Here is a 13,133-nt window from a genome sequence, read left to right as displayed (position 1 = left end):
TCTCACTTACCGTTGAGGCACGCGAACGCGCCAGACTGCCACCATGACCAAGCCCAACTACACCAAACCCAGCGACGCTGAACTGCGCGAGCGCCTGACGCCCATCCAGTACCAGGTGACGCAGCACGAGGGCACCGAGCGGGCCTTTACGGGCGAATACTGGGACCATACCGAAGAAGGGATTTACGTGGACGTGGTGAGCGGCGAGCCGCTGTTTTCCAGCCTGGACAAATACGACGCTGGCTGTGGCTGGCCCAGCTTTACCCGCCCCATTCCCAGCGTGGCCCTGACCGAGAACACGGACTACAAGATTGGCTATGCCCGCACAGAAGTGCGCTCGCAGGCGGCCGATTCTCACCTGGGCCATGTGTTCCCCGACGGCCCGCAGGAGCACGGCGGCCTGCGCTACTGCATCAATTCGGCGGCGCTACGCTTTGTGCCGGTCTCCGAGTTGGAGGCCCAGGGGTACGGCGAGTACCTGAGGCTATTCGCGCGCTAAATAGCAACCAGAAAGGGGGCGGCTGAACAGGCCGCCCCCTTCTTCTCCGCTTTGCTTACCGACTGCCGAAGTCCTGCACCCAGTAGTGGCCGTAGCTGCCGCCCTGGGCGTAGCCCACGCCCAGTTCCTTGTAGGCAGCGCTCATCATGTTCTTGCAGTGGCCTTCGCTCTTCAGCCAGCCGGCCACCACCTGTTCGGCGGTGCTCTGCCCAGCGGCAATGTTCTCTGCCACCGCGCGCCAAGTGTAGCCAGCGGCCGTGACGCGCTGGGCGAAGGTGCGGCCATCCTTGCCCGTGTGGCTAAAGTAGTTCTGCGCGGCCATGTCGCTGGCGTGGCCCTGCGCGGCCTGGGTCAGCTGGGCGTTCAGGGTCAGGGCGGGCACCGGGGCGTAGGCCGTGCTGCCGCAGGTGGCCCCGGCTGCGCGCGCCGCGTTGGTCAGGTCCAGCACCCGCTGGGCAAAGCCAGTGGTGGGCGGGGTGGGGCTGGGGGCCGGGGCCGCCGCGCTCACGGTGACCGGAAAGTCCAGAAAGACCGAGGGACGGCCCGTCAGGGCGGCGCGCACGGTGGTGCTGCCCGCGCCCGTGGCCGTCACCAGGCCGCTCTGGTTCACGGTGGCGACGGCCGCGTTGCCGCTGGTCCAGGTCAGCTCGCCGGGCTGGGGGGCCCGCCCGCCCACCGTTACGCGCAGCTGCAAGCTCTGGCCAGGGGTCAGGGCGATGGGGGTGGCCACCGCCTGCGCGGCCAGGGTGTCGCTGAGGTTCGGGGTGCTGCCCACAGGCGCGCCCCCGCCCGCGACTGGAGCACTGGGGCTGCCCCCACAAGCCGCGAGGGTGAGAGCAAGCAGCACCAGACTGGCCGAACGCGTGAGGGCAGGCGACATGGTGGTATTAGAACGGGTTTAAGCCTCCATAAACATGAGGTGAAGGCTCTCATGTCTCATCGCCTCCGCCCCCTGCGCTGAGCGCAAAAATGCCGTTCTTTTGCCAAAATCCTCACAACGCGTTTTTCTCATGGATTTCAAATAGAGCGGTGCTGTGGCGAGAGAAATGTCACATCTGCAGGCGGCTGAAGACGACGGCCTCATGTTCAGGAGGTTGCAGCCCAGCTGCCAGATCGTCGGCGCCCCAGGCCACCAGCAAGGAAGCACTCAACCCCGCAGCGGTGTCCAGCAGGGCACGGGCCGCTTCAGCGTGGCGGGCGCCCCACAGCAGCGCCGCGCCGCCAGGGCCCTGGGCCTGCCACAGCAGGGCGCCTACGATCTCGTCCCCCTGGTAAGCCAGCAGGGGCAGGTAGCTGCGTTCGGTTTCCAGCCGGGCCCCAAGGTGTCGCGCCAGCCAGGAGCCCCAGCCCGGTGTGCCGCGTGCCTGGGTCAGCGCCTCGGCCCAGGGGCCCAGGTGCAGGCGGGAGATCTGTTCCACCACGACGCTGCGGCTTGGGGGCAGGGGTGAGGCGGCCCAGCCCCCCACCCGCAGGGTGGCCACCGGCGCGGTGTCTGGCAGGGGCGCAGTGGTCGCCACCAGCGGCGGCAGGTCGTGGTGGGCGTGCCACTGGGCCACAGCCGGCAAGTCCACCCCTGAGGGGTCGCAGGGCAGATAGGTGGCGTTCAGCGACAGCACGTTCACCCTGGGCGTGAGCAGGCTGACCGCGCCGCCCTCCTGGTCACGCTGCAGGGTGCTCAGGGGCGCGTGATAGGCCAGCAGGTGGGCCAGGGCCGGGGGCAGCATGGGCCCAGGGTACGGGGTGAGGGGCCGGGCATTCTTAAGCGGCCCCAGGGGCCAGGGCACATCTTTGCCACCGCGCCCCGTGTTGCCATGACAGGCAGAAGGAAGGAGGCCCCATGAAAGACCCCGCTGCCGACGCGCCCGCCACCCCACCTGTTCCCCCGCGCCGCCTGCCCCGCTGGGCCGCGCTGACCCTGGCCGGGCTGGCCGGGGCCGTGACCGTGAACCTGCTGAACGAGGGCGTGCGCCGCGTGCTGCCCCACGCCCCGCGCATGGAGGTCATTGGCGAGCGGGCCCTGAGCGCCAGCCTGCTGGCCCTGGGCCAGGACCCGCCCCGTGGACGCGCCCTGTACGCCACGACCCTGGCCGCCGATCTGGCGTCCAACACTATCTATTACGCCCTGGCGGGGCTGGGCGGCGCTGCCCGCGCGCCTGCGCTGGGCACGGCCCTGGGCGTGGCTGCCGGGGTGGGCGGCGCCGCCCTGCCCCCACGCCTGGGTCTGGGCCACCAACCCCACGAGCGCCCACAGACGCTGCTGCTGACCACCGCGTGGTACACGCTGGGCGGGGTGGTGGCGGGGGCGGTGTATCGGAGGATTGGGGGGGAGTAGGGGGCAGGTTGTGGGTTGTAGGAAAAGGCAGACAAGAGCTTGACAGCGCCACAGAGCCACATTAGGCCGCTCCACAGCCCACAGCCCACAGCCCACAGCCCACAGCCCACAGCCCACAGCCCACAGCCCACAGCCCACAGCCCACAGCCCACAGCCCACAGCCCACAGCCCACAGCCCACAGCCCACAGCCCGGGTCCCCGTCGTCAGGATGGGGACCCGGGCTGCGCCGTCAACCTCAGTTCCAGCGGCCACCGCGCTGCTGGCGGGTTTCAGGTTCAGGGGCAGCGTACAGCTCCTCGGCGCGTGAGAGCTTTTTGCGGCCATACAGCCCTTCCAGCACGAATTCGGCGGCACTGGCGCGCACGGCGTCATCGGCGCTGGCGGCCACCTCGGCGGCAAGCTCGGTCAGGCCGGGCACCTCCTGCGTGGCCTGCAGCGCCTCGCGGCTGTCTCCGCCCTGGGGAAAGCGGAACACGTTGCCGTTCTCAAACCACTTTTCCAGCTCGCGGGTGTTGGCGCTGCCGTAGCGGCGGGCGTACACCGCCCCAGCGGCCTTGCGGATCACGTCGCGGGCCACGTTGTCGGCGCCCTTCAGCTCGCCCTCGTATTCCAGTTCCATCTTGCCGGTAATGGCCGGCAGGCCCGCGTACACGTCGCTCACGCGCACCACGGGCGCGTCGCCGCCCGTCAGGCTGCGGCGCTCGGCGTTGGCGGCGGCCACCTCCATCAGGGAAATGGGCAGGCGCTGCGAGACCCCGCTGAGTTTGTCCACGCGGCCATCTTCACGCGCCTGGAAGGCAATTTCTTCTATCAGTTCGGCCATGAAGGGCGGCACCGTCACCGAGGGGTCGCGCACCGCTTCCTGCTCGGTAATGGCCATGCCCAGGCCCACGTCGGTGGGGTAGTGGGTGCGGATCTCGCTGCCAATGCGGTCCTTGAGCGGCGTGACAATCTTGCCGCGCGCCGTGTAGTCCTCGGGGTTGGCTGAGAAGACCAGCATCACGTCCAGCTCCAGGCGAATGGGGTAGCCCTTGATCTGCACGTCCCCCTCCTGAAGGATGTTGAACAGCGCTACCTGCACCTTGGGGGCCAGGTCGGCCAGCTCGTTCACCGCAAAAATGCCCCGGTTGGCGCGCGGCAGCAGGCCAAAGTGCATGCTCCTCACGTCCCCCAGAGACGTGCCCAGGCGCGCGGCCTTGATGGGGTCCACATCGCCCACCAGATCGGCCACCGTCACGTCGGGGGTGGCCAGCTTCTCCACGTAGCGCTCGGCGCGCGGCAGCCAGCGAATGGGCAGCTCCAGGCCGTGGGCTTCCAGCAGGTGCCGGCCCTCTGCGCCCACGGGGTTCAGGGGATCGTCGGGCATGTCGGCCCCAGCGATGACTGGCACTTCGGGGTCCAGCAGCTCTGTGATGGCGCGCAGAATGCGGCTCTTGGCCTGACCACGCAGGCCCAGCAGAATAAAGTTCTGCCGCGCCAGCAGGGCGTTGACCAGCTGCGGAATCACGGTGTCGTCATAGCCCACCACGCCGGGAAACAGTTCCTCGCCCGCGCGCAGCTTGCGCGTCAGGTTCTCGCGCACCTCGTCCTGCACGAGGCGCACCCGGCCGTCAAACGGCGTGCGTCCGGCGTATTCCGGCGTCTGAAGGAGTTCTCCGAGCGTTCTCGCCTTGGCAGTGACCGTCATGATGGGCGAAAACGTACCACGCCCCTGGCAGAGGGAATGTGCGGCTTGCTGGCAACTGGCGTGCAGGACAATCGGCCCCTTTCCATACCGTTCGGTATGGTACGGTCGAGGGGTCATGGCCCGAACCTCGAAAACCGACTGGCTGAACGCGGGCCTGCAGGTGCTGACCGCCCAGGGCGAGGGCGGCCTGACCGTGGACGGGCTGGTGACCTTCATGGGCCTGACCAAGGGCTCCTTTTACCACCATTTCCCCAGCCTGGGCGCGTACCGAACGGCGCTGCTGGCGCACCTGGACCATGTAGGCTTTGCCGACGTGGTGGACACCATAGACCCTGCTTTGCCCCCCGCCGCCCAGCTGCAGGTCCTTACTGACCTGATCAGCCGCCGCAACCCCGCCGAGGACCGCGCTGTCCGCCTGTGGGCCGAGCGCGACCCCGGGGCCCGCGCGCTGGTGCAGCGGGTGGACGAGCGGCGGCTGGCCTATCTGGCCGGGCTGTTCACGGCCATCGTGGGCGACCCGGCGCAGGGCCGGCAACTGGCCCGGCTGGGCTACGCCGTGTATCTGGGGGCCGCCCAGATGCACCCCCCCATTCAGGGCGAGGAGTACCGCCAGATGGGCGAGCTGCTGCACGGGCAGTTGCTGGGCGGCGCCCCCCCACACCCAAGCCCTGAGCCCGAAGGAGGACAGACATGACACGAGCAAGTCATTGGTTGCGGGGGCTGGCCCTGCTGCACCTGGCCGTGGGGCTGGTGCTGTACCGCGAACCGCTGCTGGGCTGGGTTCAGGCCGGGGTCTTGAACGCTGTCGAGCCGCACTGGGACCGCATGGCCGCCTTCTGGTTCCTGCTGTACGGCGCGCTGCTGTACGGCCAGGGCCAGCTGGCCGCCGCCTTTGAGGCCCGCCGCGAACCGCTGCCCCGCGCCTTCGTGCAGGGCTGGCTGCTGACCGGCTTGCTGGGCACCGTGGCGATGCCCCTGAGCGGCCTGCCGCTGGTGGCGCTGGCCGCTGCCCTGAGCCTGCGCGCCCGCCCTGCCCCGGTGGCGCCATGACCCGCGTGGTGGTCACCGGGGCCAGCGGCACCCTGGGCCGCGCCCTGCTGCCGCTGCTGCAGGCCGCCGGCGCGGAGGTGCTGGCCCTGAGCCGCCGGCCCGGGCCTGCTGCCCCCGGCCTCACCTGGGCTGCCGTGGACCTGATCCAGCCCGGCGCGCTGGCGGGCGTGCTGCGCCCGGGCGACGTGGTGGTGCACCTGGCCACCCAGCCCCTGAAGGCCGGCGCCGATGTGGCCCTGACCCGGCAGGTGGTGCAGGCCGCGCGGGCAGCCGGCGCAGCCCACCTCGTCTACATGAGTATTGCGGGCCTGGAGGGGTTGCAGAGCGCGCCCTACTACCGCGACAAGTGGGCGGCTGAGCGGCTGGTGGACGGCAGCGGACTGCCCTTCACCCTTCTGCGCACCACGCAGTTTCACGAGTTCGTGGACGAGCTGCTGCGCCGCCTGACCCTCCCGGTGCCGGGCCTGGGCCCACTGACGCTGCTGCCTGCCGGGGTGACGCTGCGGCCCCTGGCCGCAGGGGCAGCGGCTGAGCGCCTGTGCGCCCTGAGCCTGGGGGCCCCGGCGGGCCGGGTGGCCGACCTGTGCGGCCCCGAAGCCCTGAGTTTCCCCGAGCTGGCGCGGGCGCGCGGCCGGCGCCGGGTGCTGCGCCTGCCGCTGCCTGTGCCCATCTTCCGGGCGTGGCGCGGCGGCGCGGCGGTGCCCACGGCGGCCCAGCCGGTGGGCGACTCGTGGGCCCAGTGGAGCGCCGGACGGTGAGCAGCTGAACAGTCAGTTGGACGGGCCTGAATTCGCCGAGGCCGCCTGCGCCTGCTGGTCTTCCAGGGCCTTGTAGGCGCACACCGCCGCCAGGGCCGCGACCTCCAGCGGGACGCCGCCCGTGCTCAGGTCCACATCCTTGCCTTCAAAGCGGCCCCCAATGCGGCCGTGCAGGCGCGCGCCGTCCTGGGTCAGGGCCACGTCCTTGCCGTCCAGGCGGCCCGAGAAGCGGCCCTGGACCTGGGCGGCGCCCAGCTGCAGGTGCACGTCGTCTCCGTCGATGCGTCCGCCCAGGCGAACGTGAACAGCCTGGGGGCTTAGCTCACCCACGGCGTCAAAGCCCGCGAAGGTGCCGCCAACACGCCCCTCTACGCCCCCGGCGTTCACGCTGAGCTCAATGTCCTTGCCCTCAAAGCGCCCGCCGATGCGGCCCGAGAGCTGAAAGCCATTCCAGCTGGCGTGCAGATCGTAGCCCAGAGAAACGCCCCCAATGCGGCCGTGCAGTTCGCTCATGCCTCGAGATACGAGCCCCGCCGGGTGCAGGTTGCGCTGGCGGTCACCGCCGGACGGTACGGCTGGCGATGTGGCCGCACTGCCTCCCCCCAGCCCCTATGGCAGCAGCGGCGCCGCTCGGGGCAGGGGCCGCCAGCGCCTCGTCAGGGCCGCGAGGGGGTGGGCTCTGGCAGGCACTGATCCAGGCGCACCCCAAACTGATCGCGCAGCACCGCCTGCCGGGCAGCTGGCGCCAGCAGCTGTTCGGTGCGGCCCGCGCGGTCAGTCTGAATCAGGCGGCACCCGGCCAGGGTCAGGCGGCCCTCGGCGGTCGCGCGCGTGCACAGGGGCTGGCGGCGGAAATGGCTGTCCGGCGCCGTCTGCTGCCACACGTGCCGCTCCTGAAAGGCCCGGAGCGGGAAAGCCGCCTCGGTCAACAGATAGTGGGCCTCGGGGCCACGGCCCCGGTCCTCCAGGTAGGTCCAGGTGGTTCCTGTGCGCTCCAGCCCCACCACCTTGCTGCCTTCCTGGCGGCGGACCCCGGGGCTTAACGCCAGGGGCTCCAGAAAGGCGTCGCCAAAGCCCACATCCGCCAGCACGGCGCCGGGCAGGGCGGGCGAGGTGACCCGCAGGGCCAGATGGTCAAAGGCCGGTCCTGGCTCGCCCCCGTCGCCCACCACGCGCGCCGACAGAAAGCTCACCTCGTAGCCCAGGGTCCGCAGCAGCGCGGCAAACAAGCTGTTGAGTTCGTAGCAGTAGCCCCCCCGGCGCCGGCCCACCACCTTGTCGAACAGGTCCGGCAGCGCCAGGGACAGGGCGCGGCCCAGGTGAATATCAAGGTTCTCGAACGGCACCTGAAGCAGGTGGGCCCGGTGCAGGGCGCAGAGCGCCTCCAGGGTGGGGGGGCCGGGGGCAGAGAGGTGCAGGCGCCGAAGATAGGCGGCGGCATGCGCCGCAGACAGAGCAGGCGAGGTCATGCCTTCACCCTAGAACCTCAAGTACACTTGAGGTCAAGAGGTGAGCGCATGACCCCCCTGACGCCGACACGCCTGACCCCCGCCGAACTCTCGGCCCGCAGCGGCCTTGCCGTCAGCGCCCTGCACCATTACGAGCGTGAAGGCCTGATCACCAGCACCCGAACGGCGGGCGGGCAGCGGCGCTACGGGCGCGACACGCTACGCCGACTGGCCTTTATCCGCGCGGCGGCGCGGGTGGGCGTGCCGCTGGCCCAGATTCGCGCGGCGCTGGAGACCCTGCCTGGCGGGCGCGTGCCCACGGCTGCCGACTGGGCGGCCCTGGCGGCGGGCTGGCAGGCCGAACTGGACGCCCGCATTGCCCTGCTGACCCGCCTGCGCGACGACCTGAGCGGCTGCATTGACTGCGGCTGCCTGTCGCTGGAACGCTGTGCCCTGCACAACCCGGACGACCGCTTTGGGCAGCGTCACCCGGGGCGCACAGGCCTGGACTGAGGCGCGCCGGCCACCGGCTGGGCCCGGGGCGTTCGGGGCGGCAGAAAACTCAGGGCGATCAGGGCCAGCCCGCCCCACTGCAGCGCGCCCAGCCGGTGGCCTTGCCACAGGTCCAGCATGAGGGCCGTGGCCGGGCTCAGGCGCGTGAGCAGCGACACCTGCACCGGCGAGGTCTGCGCAATGCCCCGGAACCACAGCGCGTAGGCCAGGGCCGTGCCCACCACGATCAGGTAGGCCAGCAGTGGCCACTGGGCGGCAGTGGGCAGGGGCGGCAGGCCGCCGTCGGCCAGTAGCGCGGCGGGCACCAGCAGCAGCCCGCCCCAGCACAGCTGCCACGCGGTCACGGCCAGCAGGCTGGTGCCCGACGGCGTGCCCCAGGCCCCCGCCAGCAGGTAGCCACCCGAGGCCGCCACCACGCTCAGGAGCCCCGCCGCCAGCCCCAGGGCGTCCAGCCGCGCGCTGGGCCCCAGCACCAGCAGCGCCACACCCACCAGCCCCAGCAGCGCCGCGCCCAGCGTGTGCCGTTCGGGGCGCTGCCCCAGTGCCAGGAGATTGAAGGCGATGATCAGCAAGGGCCCTAGCGCCCCCAGCGTGGCGGTCACTCCACCGCCCAGTCGGCTGGCCCCCACAAACAGCGTGCCAAAAAACAGACCAAAGTTCAGGGCGCCCAGCAGCGCACTTTTCCACCACCACTCACCCCGGGGCAACTGCCGCACCAGCGCCAGCAGCAGCAGACCGGCCCCCAGCGCCCGCAGCGCGGCGGCGGTGGTGGGGCCCATCGGCTCCAGCCGTTCCAGTACCACGTAACTTGTGCCCCAGCTCAGGGGAGCCAGGGCAGCCAGCAGCAGGGGAGAGGGACGCATAAGGTATTTTATATCTAAAATATTTGTAGGCAAAGTAAGCCGACCTCTTATACTGCCGCCATGTCCACCCTCGCCCTGCTGGACCGCATTCGCCGCGACTGGGCCCAGCGGGCGCCCGAGGTGGACCCGGCACCCATGCTGATCTTCATTACCTTCAGCCGCGCCCACGCGCTGCTGGGCGACGCGGTGCGCTCCACCGCCGCGCGTGCCGACCTGACCTCTGGCACCCGTGACCTGCTGTTTACCCTCTACCGCTCGGCGCCCCCAGAGGGCCTGCCGGCCAGCGAGGTCGCGGCGCTGCTGGCGGTGTCGCCCGCCACGGTGACGGGCAGCGCCGACCGCCTGGAAGCGCGCGGTCTGCTGACCCGCACCCTGGACCCCCAGGACCGCCGTTCGTGGCGCCTGGCCCTGACCGACGCGGGGCGCGCCCTGGTACAGGCCCATCTGCCCGAACATCTGGCCTTTGAAGAGCAGCTGCTGGCGGCCCTGACCCCCGAAGAGCGGGCGCACTTTGAGGGGCTGCTGCGCAAATTGATCGCCCACGCTGAAGCCCAGGGTCTGGCCTGAGGTGCGCCCCACCGTGCCAGCGGACGCGCCGATGATCGCCGCCCACCGCTACCCACAAGACGCCGACCGGGCCGAGCGCGCCCCCTACGCCGCGTGGGTGGCCGGGGCCATGGGCCGGGGGCTGTACCTGGGCTTCGTGCTGGAACAGGAGGGCGCTGTGGTCGCCGGGGCGGGCCTGACCCTGCTGGAGTGGGGCCCCAGCCGGCACGACCCGCAGCCGTGGCGGGCGCGGCTGGTGAATGTCTGGACCCACCCGGACTGGCGCCGCCAGGGCCACGCCCGCGCGCTGGTGCAGGCGTGCCTGGGGGCGGCCCAGGCCAGGGGAATCACCCGCATCAGCCTGGGCACGAGCGAGATGGGCCGCCGCCTGTACGGGTCGCTGGGCTTTACCGACCGGGGCGGCGAGATGCTGCTGGTCCTGGGCGACTCCACGGCGGACTGACCCCCCAGCAGAGGCCTGGGCAAGCTGGGCTGCGCGGCCGGGCACGCTGCGCTAGGGTGGCGGCAGTCTGTTTTCCGCCCCTGTTGCGCTTCCAAGGAGCTGTTCATGAACAAAGCCTGGTCTCTGGCGGGCCTGCTGGCCCTGCTGTCTGCCTGCAGCCCCACGCCCCTGCCCGTCCCCGTCAGCCCCGGCCCGGCCACACCAGCGGCGCGCGGGCTCTACGAACTGCAGGTGCAGGTCAGCCCGAACGGCGTGGGGCAGGCCAGCCTGCACCGCGTGGCGCCCAGCGCCCTGCAGGGCCAGCGCCTCACCTCTGCGGGTGACCCCCTGCAGTTGGGCGCGCAGGCCATCACCACGCAGACCTTCACCACGACGAAGGACGGCGCGGCTGTTCGCCACATCAGCACCACCTTCGCCGCCACCAATGTCAGTGGAGCCAGCCTGCAGAACCTCACCCTGCTGCCGGTGGTGCTTACCGACATCGACGGCGATCCAGGCAACAACGCCACCGCCCCCACCGTGGCGGGCACCCCCTTCCGGGGCGTGCGCCTGTTCGATGGCAGTGACGCCTCGGCGCAGGCGGCGGCCATTCGCCCTGTGCAGGGCCAGCAGGTGGACGTGCGAACAGGGGAGAGTGGCGACAACCTGGCCGCCACCCCATTCATCCGGCTACTGAACGTGATGGACCTGGGCGCGGCAGCGCCAGCCGGGCTCAGCATGACCGTCCAGAACCAGGGCTGGCTGGCCGCCGAAACGCTGGCCCCCGGCGCCACGGTGCCCGTGACCTTCGCCGTGGACCTGCCCATTGACCGCAGCAACCCCAGGGGGCAGCCGTTCAGCTTCAGTCTGATGTTCACGGCGGCCGAGGACGTGACCGCCTCCGAGGTGGGCCGGCCCGCAGACCCCGCCGTGGTCAGCGGGCCGGTCTCGGGCTGGGCGGCCGGCAGCACGTTCACCCTGACCCAGCAGGTCCTGGACCCCCAGGTGGGCGACTGGGTGCTGCTGGCCTCGGCGCCAGTGTCGGCTGCTGGGGGGGTGCACTTGCCGCTGCAGGCGCCTGCCGCTGGCCAGTTGGAGCCCCTGCTGGGCCCGGACTGCACCGTGCAGGGCGAGCAGAGCGTCGCCAATGTCAATGTCTCCACCACATCCCTGAGCTTCCAGACGGCGCAGGGCGACGTGCTGGCCCCTCTGCGCGAGCTGGCGCCCGACGGCAGCGCGGTCCGGCGCCTGTACGCCGACGCGCCCCTGCGGCTGAAGGGCACCGCGACCTGCAGCGGGTTCCCTGAAGGGTCTTACCGCTACGACCTGAGCCTGCAGCGCGGCTGGAACCTGATCACCGAGCGGGCTGCCAGTGTTGGAGACGACATCATCATCACGTCGCGCTCGCTGCCTGCCGGCACCCGCACGCGCCTGCGACTGGCCCAGCAGGCCCCGGGGGTGCAGGTGAAGACGCCGGTCTATGGTGCAGACCTGACGCTCCGGGCCGGCGAGTCGGTGGCCGTGCCCTTTGACTTTCTGCAAAGGGGCACGCTCAGTGGCCCCGTCACCGTGGACACGAACGTGCCCGGCATAACGGTCACCCCCGGCACCCTCACCTTTCCCGCCCTGACGGCCCAGGGGGTAGGCGCGCAGGCCCTGTCCACCACCCTGACCTTCTCGGCTGCAGCGGGCATGGCCACATACCAGGACGGTATGAGGTTGACTTTCCGTCAGGGGGGACAGTTTGTGGGGTACACGGTCCTGTCGCTCAATGTGACCCCTTGATGTCCTTGCCGCTAGGCTGAGGAGGTGAGCCTTCAGCTGCAGTTCAGTGGCCCGCTCTTTCACTGGGCTGGGCCTGCGCCCCATTACTTCGTGGCGGTGCCGGAGACCGAAGCGGCGGCCATTCGGGACCTCTCGCGGCTGGTCACCTACGGCTGGGGCATGATTCCGGCCCAGGTGCAGATCGGCCAGACCACGTTCAAGACGTCGCTTTTCCCAAAAGAAGGCGGCTATCTGGTGCCGGTCAAGGTGGCCGCCCGCCGCGCAGAAGGGGTGGAAGAGGGGCAGACGGTCACGCTGACCCTGAACGTGGGCTGATCCACCGGCCCCTTAACCCTGCCCAGGCTGCTGCCCATGACAGACGTGCCTCTGCCCCAGAGGCGCAAAAGAGGACCATCCTTAACGCCTCTGGGCTTCGCGGTCAGGGCTTCTTCGGGGTGCGGCCCACCGAGAGCTTCGGCACGGCCGTCAGCGGAGAAGCGCGGTCAGGCAGGCTGAGATTCACGGTGAACCAGCGGCCGGTTGAGGATTGCACGTTCACCGTGGTCGACAGGTCGCCCCCCGCCGTTTTGGCCGTCCACACCTCCGTGATGAGGCTCAGCCGGGCTGCTTTTTTCAGCGGCGCATAGGCTTCAGGCACCAGCTTCAGCGCCCTGTCCTGGCAGGTGGTACCTGCCCTGAACGCATTGAAGTCGTAGGTCTGGCGGTGGTGGAGCAGCAAGGCGGTGAAGCATGTTTTAGCCCAGGCGATGGCCTCGCGGTCCGCCGGGGATACATTGCCTTCTAGCCCGGCGGGCATGAGGAAGCCCCCAGCGTCCTGCCCCGCGCGCCTGCCCCTGCGGATCTCCCACGCGCCCCCGCTGGACCGGACGAGGGTGGTCATACCCTGGTCCAGAGCGAGAATAGTGGCCGAGTAGTCAGCAGGATTGACCTTGATGTGGTCGTCTTTCAAGACCTTCAGGGTCTCCAGCTTGGGATCAAAGCAGGACAGCTGGAAATTGCTGAACGTCTGCGCCCTGTAGCGCTCACCGGCCCAGGCGCAGGCCAGAGCCACCTTCTCTCCTGTGCTGAAGGTAGTGGGCACATAGCCCTGAGCGGGGGCCCCTCCGGCCAGAAGGGGAACAGCAATCAGGAGCCAGGGCATCCGCTTGAACATGACCGGATGCTAGCGGAGCACGGCACCGTTGACGCGCGCATCTCCCCAAGAGAAAA

General features: G+C 70.3%; 17 protein-coding genes. 10 read left to right on the top strand and 7 right to left on the bottom strand.

Annotated elements, in window-relative coordinates:
* The first annotated feature begins 43 nt into the window (after positions 1-43).
* Positions 44-499, top strand: coding sequence for a peptide-methionine (R)-S-oxide reductase MsrB (msrB, locus tag KMW22_RS08255; RefSeq protein ID WP_221089567.1), 456 nt, complete (start codon positions 44-46; stop codon positions 497-499).
* Between the two features lie 55 nt (positions 500-554).
* Here msrB and KMW22_RS08250 read toward each other — a convergent pair whose 3' ends face one another.
* Together KMW22_RS08250 and KMW22_RS08245 are read right to left on the bottom strand one after the other, a co-directional pair.
* On the bottom strand, positions 555-1,379 hold the full coding sequence (locus KMW22_RS08250) for a CAP domain-containing protein (protein WP_221089566.1): 825 nt from the start codon (positions 1,377-1,379) through the stop codon (positions 555-557).
* A 169-nt stretch (positions 1,380-1,548) separates the two neighbouring features.
* Positions 1,549-2,223 carry a hypothetical protein gene (locus KMW22_RS08245; protein WP_221089565.1) on the bottom strand — a complete coding sequence of 225 codons (675 nt, stop codon included), beginning with the start codon at positions 2,221-2,223 and terminating at the stop codon, positions 1,549-1,551.
* A 113-nt stretch (positions 2,224-2,336) separates the two neighbouring features.
* Here KMW22_RS08245 and KMW22_RS08240 point away from each other — a divergent pair, with 113 nt between their 5' ends.
* A complete protein-coding gene (locus tag KMW22_RS08240; protein WP_235692783.1) occupies positions 2,337-2,831 on the top strand; it encodes a hypothetical protein in 495 nt (164 codons plus the stop codon).
* A 236-nt stretch (positions 2,832-3,067) separates the two neighbouring features.
* Here KMW22_RS08240 and KMW22_RS08235 read toward each other — a convergent pair whose 3' ends face one another.
* On the bottom strand, positions 3,068-4,519 hold the full coding sequence (locus KMW22_RS08235) for an ATP-binding protein (protein WP_221089564.1): 1,452 nt from the start codon (positions 4,517-4,519) through the stop codon (positions 3,068-3,070).
* A gap of 115 nt (positions 4,520-4,634) precedes the next feature.
* Between KMW22_RS08235 and KMW22_RS08230 the strand changes: the two genes are divergently transcribed.
* Genes KMW22_RS08230 through KMW22_RS08220 form a run of 3 tightly spaced genes read left to right on the top strand, consistent with a single transcriptional unit; the run spans position 4,635 to position 6,327 of the window.
* Complete coding sequence (locus KMW22_RS08230; RefSeq protein ID WP_221089563.1) at positions 4,635-5,213, top strand: TetR/AcrR family transcriptional regulator; 579 nt, start codon at positions 4,635-4,637, stop codon at positions 5,211-5,213.
* Positions 5,210-5,569 (top strand): DUF6463 family protein, encoded by a 360-nt coding sequence (locus tag KMW22_RS08225; protein ID WP_221089562.1) that lies wholly within the window; start codon positions 5,210-5,212, stop codon positions 5,567-5,569. Before KMW22_RS08230 ends, KMW22_RS08225 begins: the two co-directional genes overlap by 4 nt.
* Positions 5,566-6,327, top strand: coding sequence for an SDR family oxidoreductase (locus KMW22_RS08220; RefSeq protein WP_221089561.1), 762 nt, complete (start codon positions 5,566-5,568; stop codon positions 6,325-6,327). Before KMW22_RS08225 ends, KMW22_RS08220 begins: the two co-directional genes overlap by 4 nt.
* A 12-nt stretch (positions 6,328-6,339) precedes the next feature.
* On the opposite strand, the gene KMW22_RS08215 is transcribed toward KMW22_RS08220, so the two are convergent.
* Positions 6,340-6,840: a hypothetical protein gene (locus tag KMW22_RS08215; protein WP_221089560.1), complete on the bottom strand. Its 501-nt coding sequence runs from the start codon at positions 6,838-6,840 to the stop codon at positions 6,340-6,342.
* A gap of 143 nt (positions 6,841-6,983) precedes the next feature.
* On the bottom strand, positions 6,984-7,796 hold the full coding sequence (locus KMW22_RS08210) for an arylamine N-acetyltransferase family protein (protein WP_221089559.1): 813 nt from the start codon (positions 7,794-7,796) through the stop codon (positions 6,984-6,986).
* A 48-nt stretch (positions 7,797-7,844) separates the two neighbouring features.
* On the opposite strand from KMW22_RS08210, the gene soxR reads away from it, so the two are divergent.
* On the top strand, positions 7,845-8,288 hold the full coding sequence (soxR, locus tag KMW22_RS08205) for a redox-sensitive transcriptional activator SoxR (RefSeq protein WP_221089558.1): 444 nt from the start codon (positions 7,845-7,847) through the stop codon (positions 8,286-8,288).
* On the opposite strand, the gene KMW22_RS08200 is transcribed toward soxR, so the two are convergent.
* Entirely contained in the window at positions 8,261-9,151 is an 891-nt protein-coding gene (locus KMW22_RS08200; RefSeq protein ID WP_221089557.1) for an EamA family transporter, read from the bottom strand. The two genes, soxR and KMW22_RS08200, sit on opposite strands and share 28 nt — an antisense overlap.
* Positions 9,152-9,211: 60 nt before the next feature.
* On the opposite strand from KMW22_RS08200, the gene KMW22_RS08195 reads away from it, so the two are divergent.
* The 4 genes from KMW22_RS08195 to KMW22_RS08180 all read left to right on the top strand — a co-directional run bounded on the left by KMW22_RS08195 (position 9,212) and on the right by KMW22_RS08180 (position 12,239).
* Positions 9,212-9,718 (top strand): MarR family winged helix-turn-helix transcriptional regulator, encoded by a 507-nt coding sequence (locus KMW22_RS08195; protein WP_221089556.1) that lies wholly within the window; start codon positions 9,212-9,214, stop codon positions 9,716-9,718.
* 31 nt (positions 9,719-9,749) lie between these two features.
* A complete protein-coding gene (locus KMW22_RS08190) occupies positions 9,750-10,160 on the top strand; it encodes a GNAT family N-acetyltransferase (RefSeq protein WP_221089555.1) in 411 nt (136 codons plus the stop codon).
* Between the two features lie 105 nt (positions 10,161-10,265).
* Entirely contained in the window at positions 10,266-11,924 is a 1,659-nt protein-coding gene (locus KMW22_RS08185; protein WP_221089554.1) for a hypothetical protein, read from the top strand.
* 24 nt (positions 11,925-11,948) lie between these two features.
* Entirely contained in the window at positions 11,949-12,239 is a 291-nt protein-coding gene (locus tag KMW22_RS08180; protein ID WP_328774637.1) for a DUF1905 domain-containing protein, read from the top strand.
* A 103-nt stretch (positions 12,240-12,342) separates the two neighbouring features.
* Here the strand turns inward: KMW22_RS08180 and KMW22_RS08175 are convergent, their stop codons facing one another.
* A complete protein-coding gene (locus KMW22_RS08175; protein WP_221089553.1) occupies positions 12,343-13,077 on the bottom strand; it encodes a hypothetical protein in 735 nt (244 codons plus the stop codon).
* Positions 13,078-13,133: the final 56 nt, after the last annotated feature.

It is taken from the genome of Deinococcus aquaedulcis, from assembly GCF_019693445.1.
Lineage (GTDB): Bacteria > Deinococcota > Deinococci > Deinococcales > Deinococcaceae > Deinococcus > Deinococcus aquaedulcis.
This window is presented reverse-complemented; position numbering and strand designations above follow the sequence as displayed.

Excerpts from the sequence above, each read along its gene's own strand:
- msrB (WP_221089567.1), top strand. The coding sequence starts at position 44 with ATGACCAAGCCCAACTACACCAAACCCAGCGACGCTGAACTGCGCGAG.
- KMW22_RS08250 (WP_221089566.1), bottom strand. The coding sequence starts at position 1,379 with ATGTCGCCTGCCCTCACGCGTTCGGCCAGTCTGGTGCTGCTTGCTCTC.
- KMW22_RS08245 (WP_221089565.1), bottom strand. The coding sequence starts at position 2,223 with ATGCTGCCCCCGGCCCTGGCCCACCTGCTGGCCTATCACGCGCCCCTG.
- KMW22_RS08240 (WP_235692783.1), top strand. The coding sequence starts at position 2,337 with ATGAAAGACCCCGCTGCCGACGCGCCCGCCACCCCACCTGTTCCCCCG.
- KMW22_RS08235 (WP_221089564.1), bottom strand. The coding sequence starts at position 4,519 with ATGACGGTCACTGCCAAGGCGAGAACGCTCGGAGAACTCCTTCAGACG.
- KMW22_RS08230 (WP_221089563.1), top strand. The coding sequence starts at position 4,635 with ATGGCCCGAACCTCGAAAACCGACTGGCTGAACGCGGGCCTGCAGGTG.
- KMW22_RS08225 (WP_221089562.1), top strand. The coding sequence starts at position 5,210 with ATGACACGAGCAAGTCATTGGTTGCGGGGGCTGGCCCTGCTGCACCTG.
- KMW22_RS08220 (WP_221089561.1), top strand. The coding sequence starts at position 5,566 with ATGACCCGCGTGGTGGTCACCGGGGCCAGCGGCACCCTGGGCCGCGCC.
- KMW22_RS08215 (WP_221089560.1), bottom strand. The coding sequence starts at position 6,840 with ATGAGCGAACTGCACGGCCGCATTGGGGGCGTTTCTCTGGGCTACGAT.
- KMW22_RS08210 (WP_221089559.1), bottom strand. The coding sequence starts at position 7,796 with ATGACCTCGCCTGCTCTGTCTGCGGCGCATGCCGCCGCCTATCTTCGG.
- soxR (WP_221089558.1), top strand. The coding sequence starts at position 7,845 with ATGACCCCCCTGACGCCGACACGCCTGACCCCCGCCGAACTCTCGGCC.
- KMW22_RS08200 (WP_221089557.1), bottom strand. The coding sequence starts at position 9,151 with ATGCGTCCCTCTCCCCTGCTGCTGGCTGCCCTGGCTCCCCTGAGCTGG.
- KMW22_RS08195 (WP_221089556.1), top strand. The coding sequence starts at position 9,212 with ATGTCCACCCTCGCCCTGCTGGACCGCATTCGCCGCGACTGGGCCCAG.
- KMW22_RS08190 (WP_221089555.1), top strand. The coding sequence starts at position 9,750 with ATGATCGCCGCCCACCGCTACCCACAAGACGCCGACCGGGCCGAGCGC.
- KMW22_RS08185 (WP_221089554.1), top strand. The coding sequence starts at position 10,266 with ATGAACAAAGCCTGGTCTCTGGCGGGCCTGCTGGCCCTGCTGTCTGCC.
- KMW22_RS08175 (WP_221089553.1), bottom strand. The coding sequence starts at position 13,077 with ATGTTCAAGCGGATGCCCTGGCTCCTGATTGCTGTTCCCCTTCTGGCC.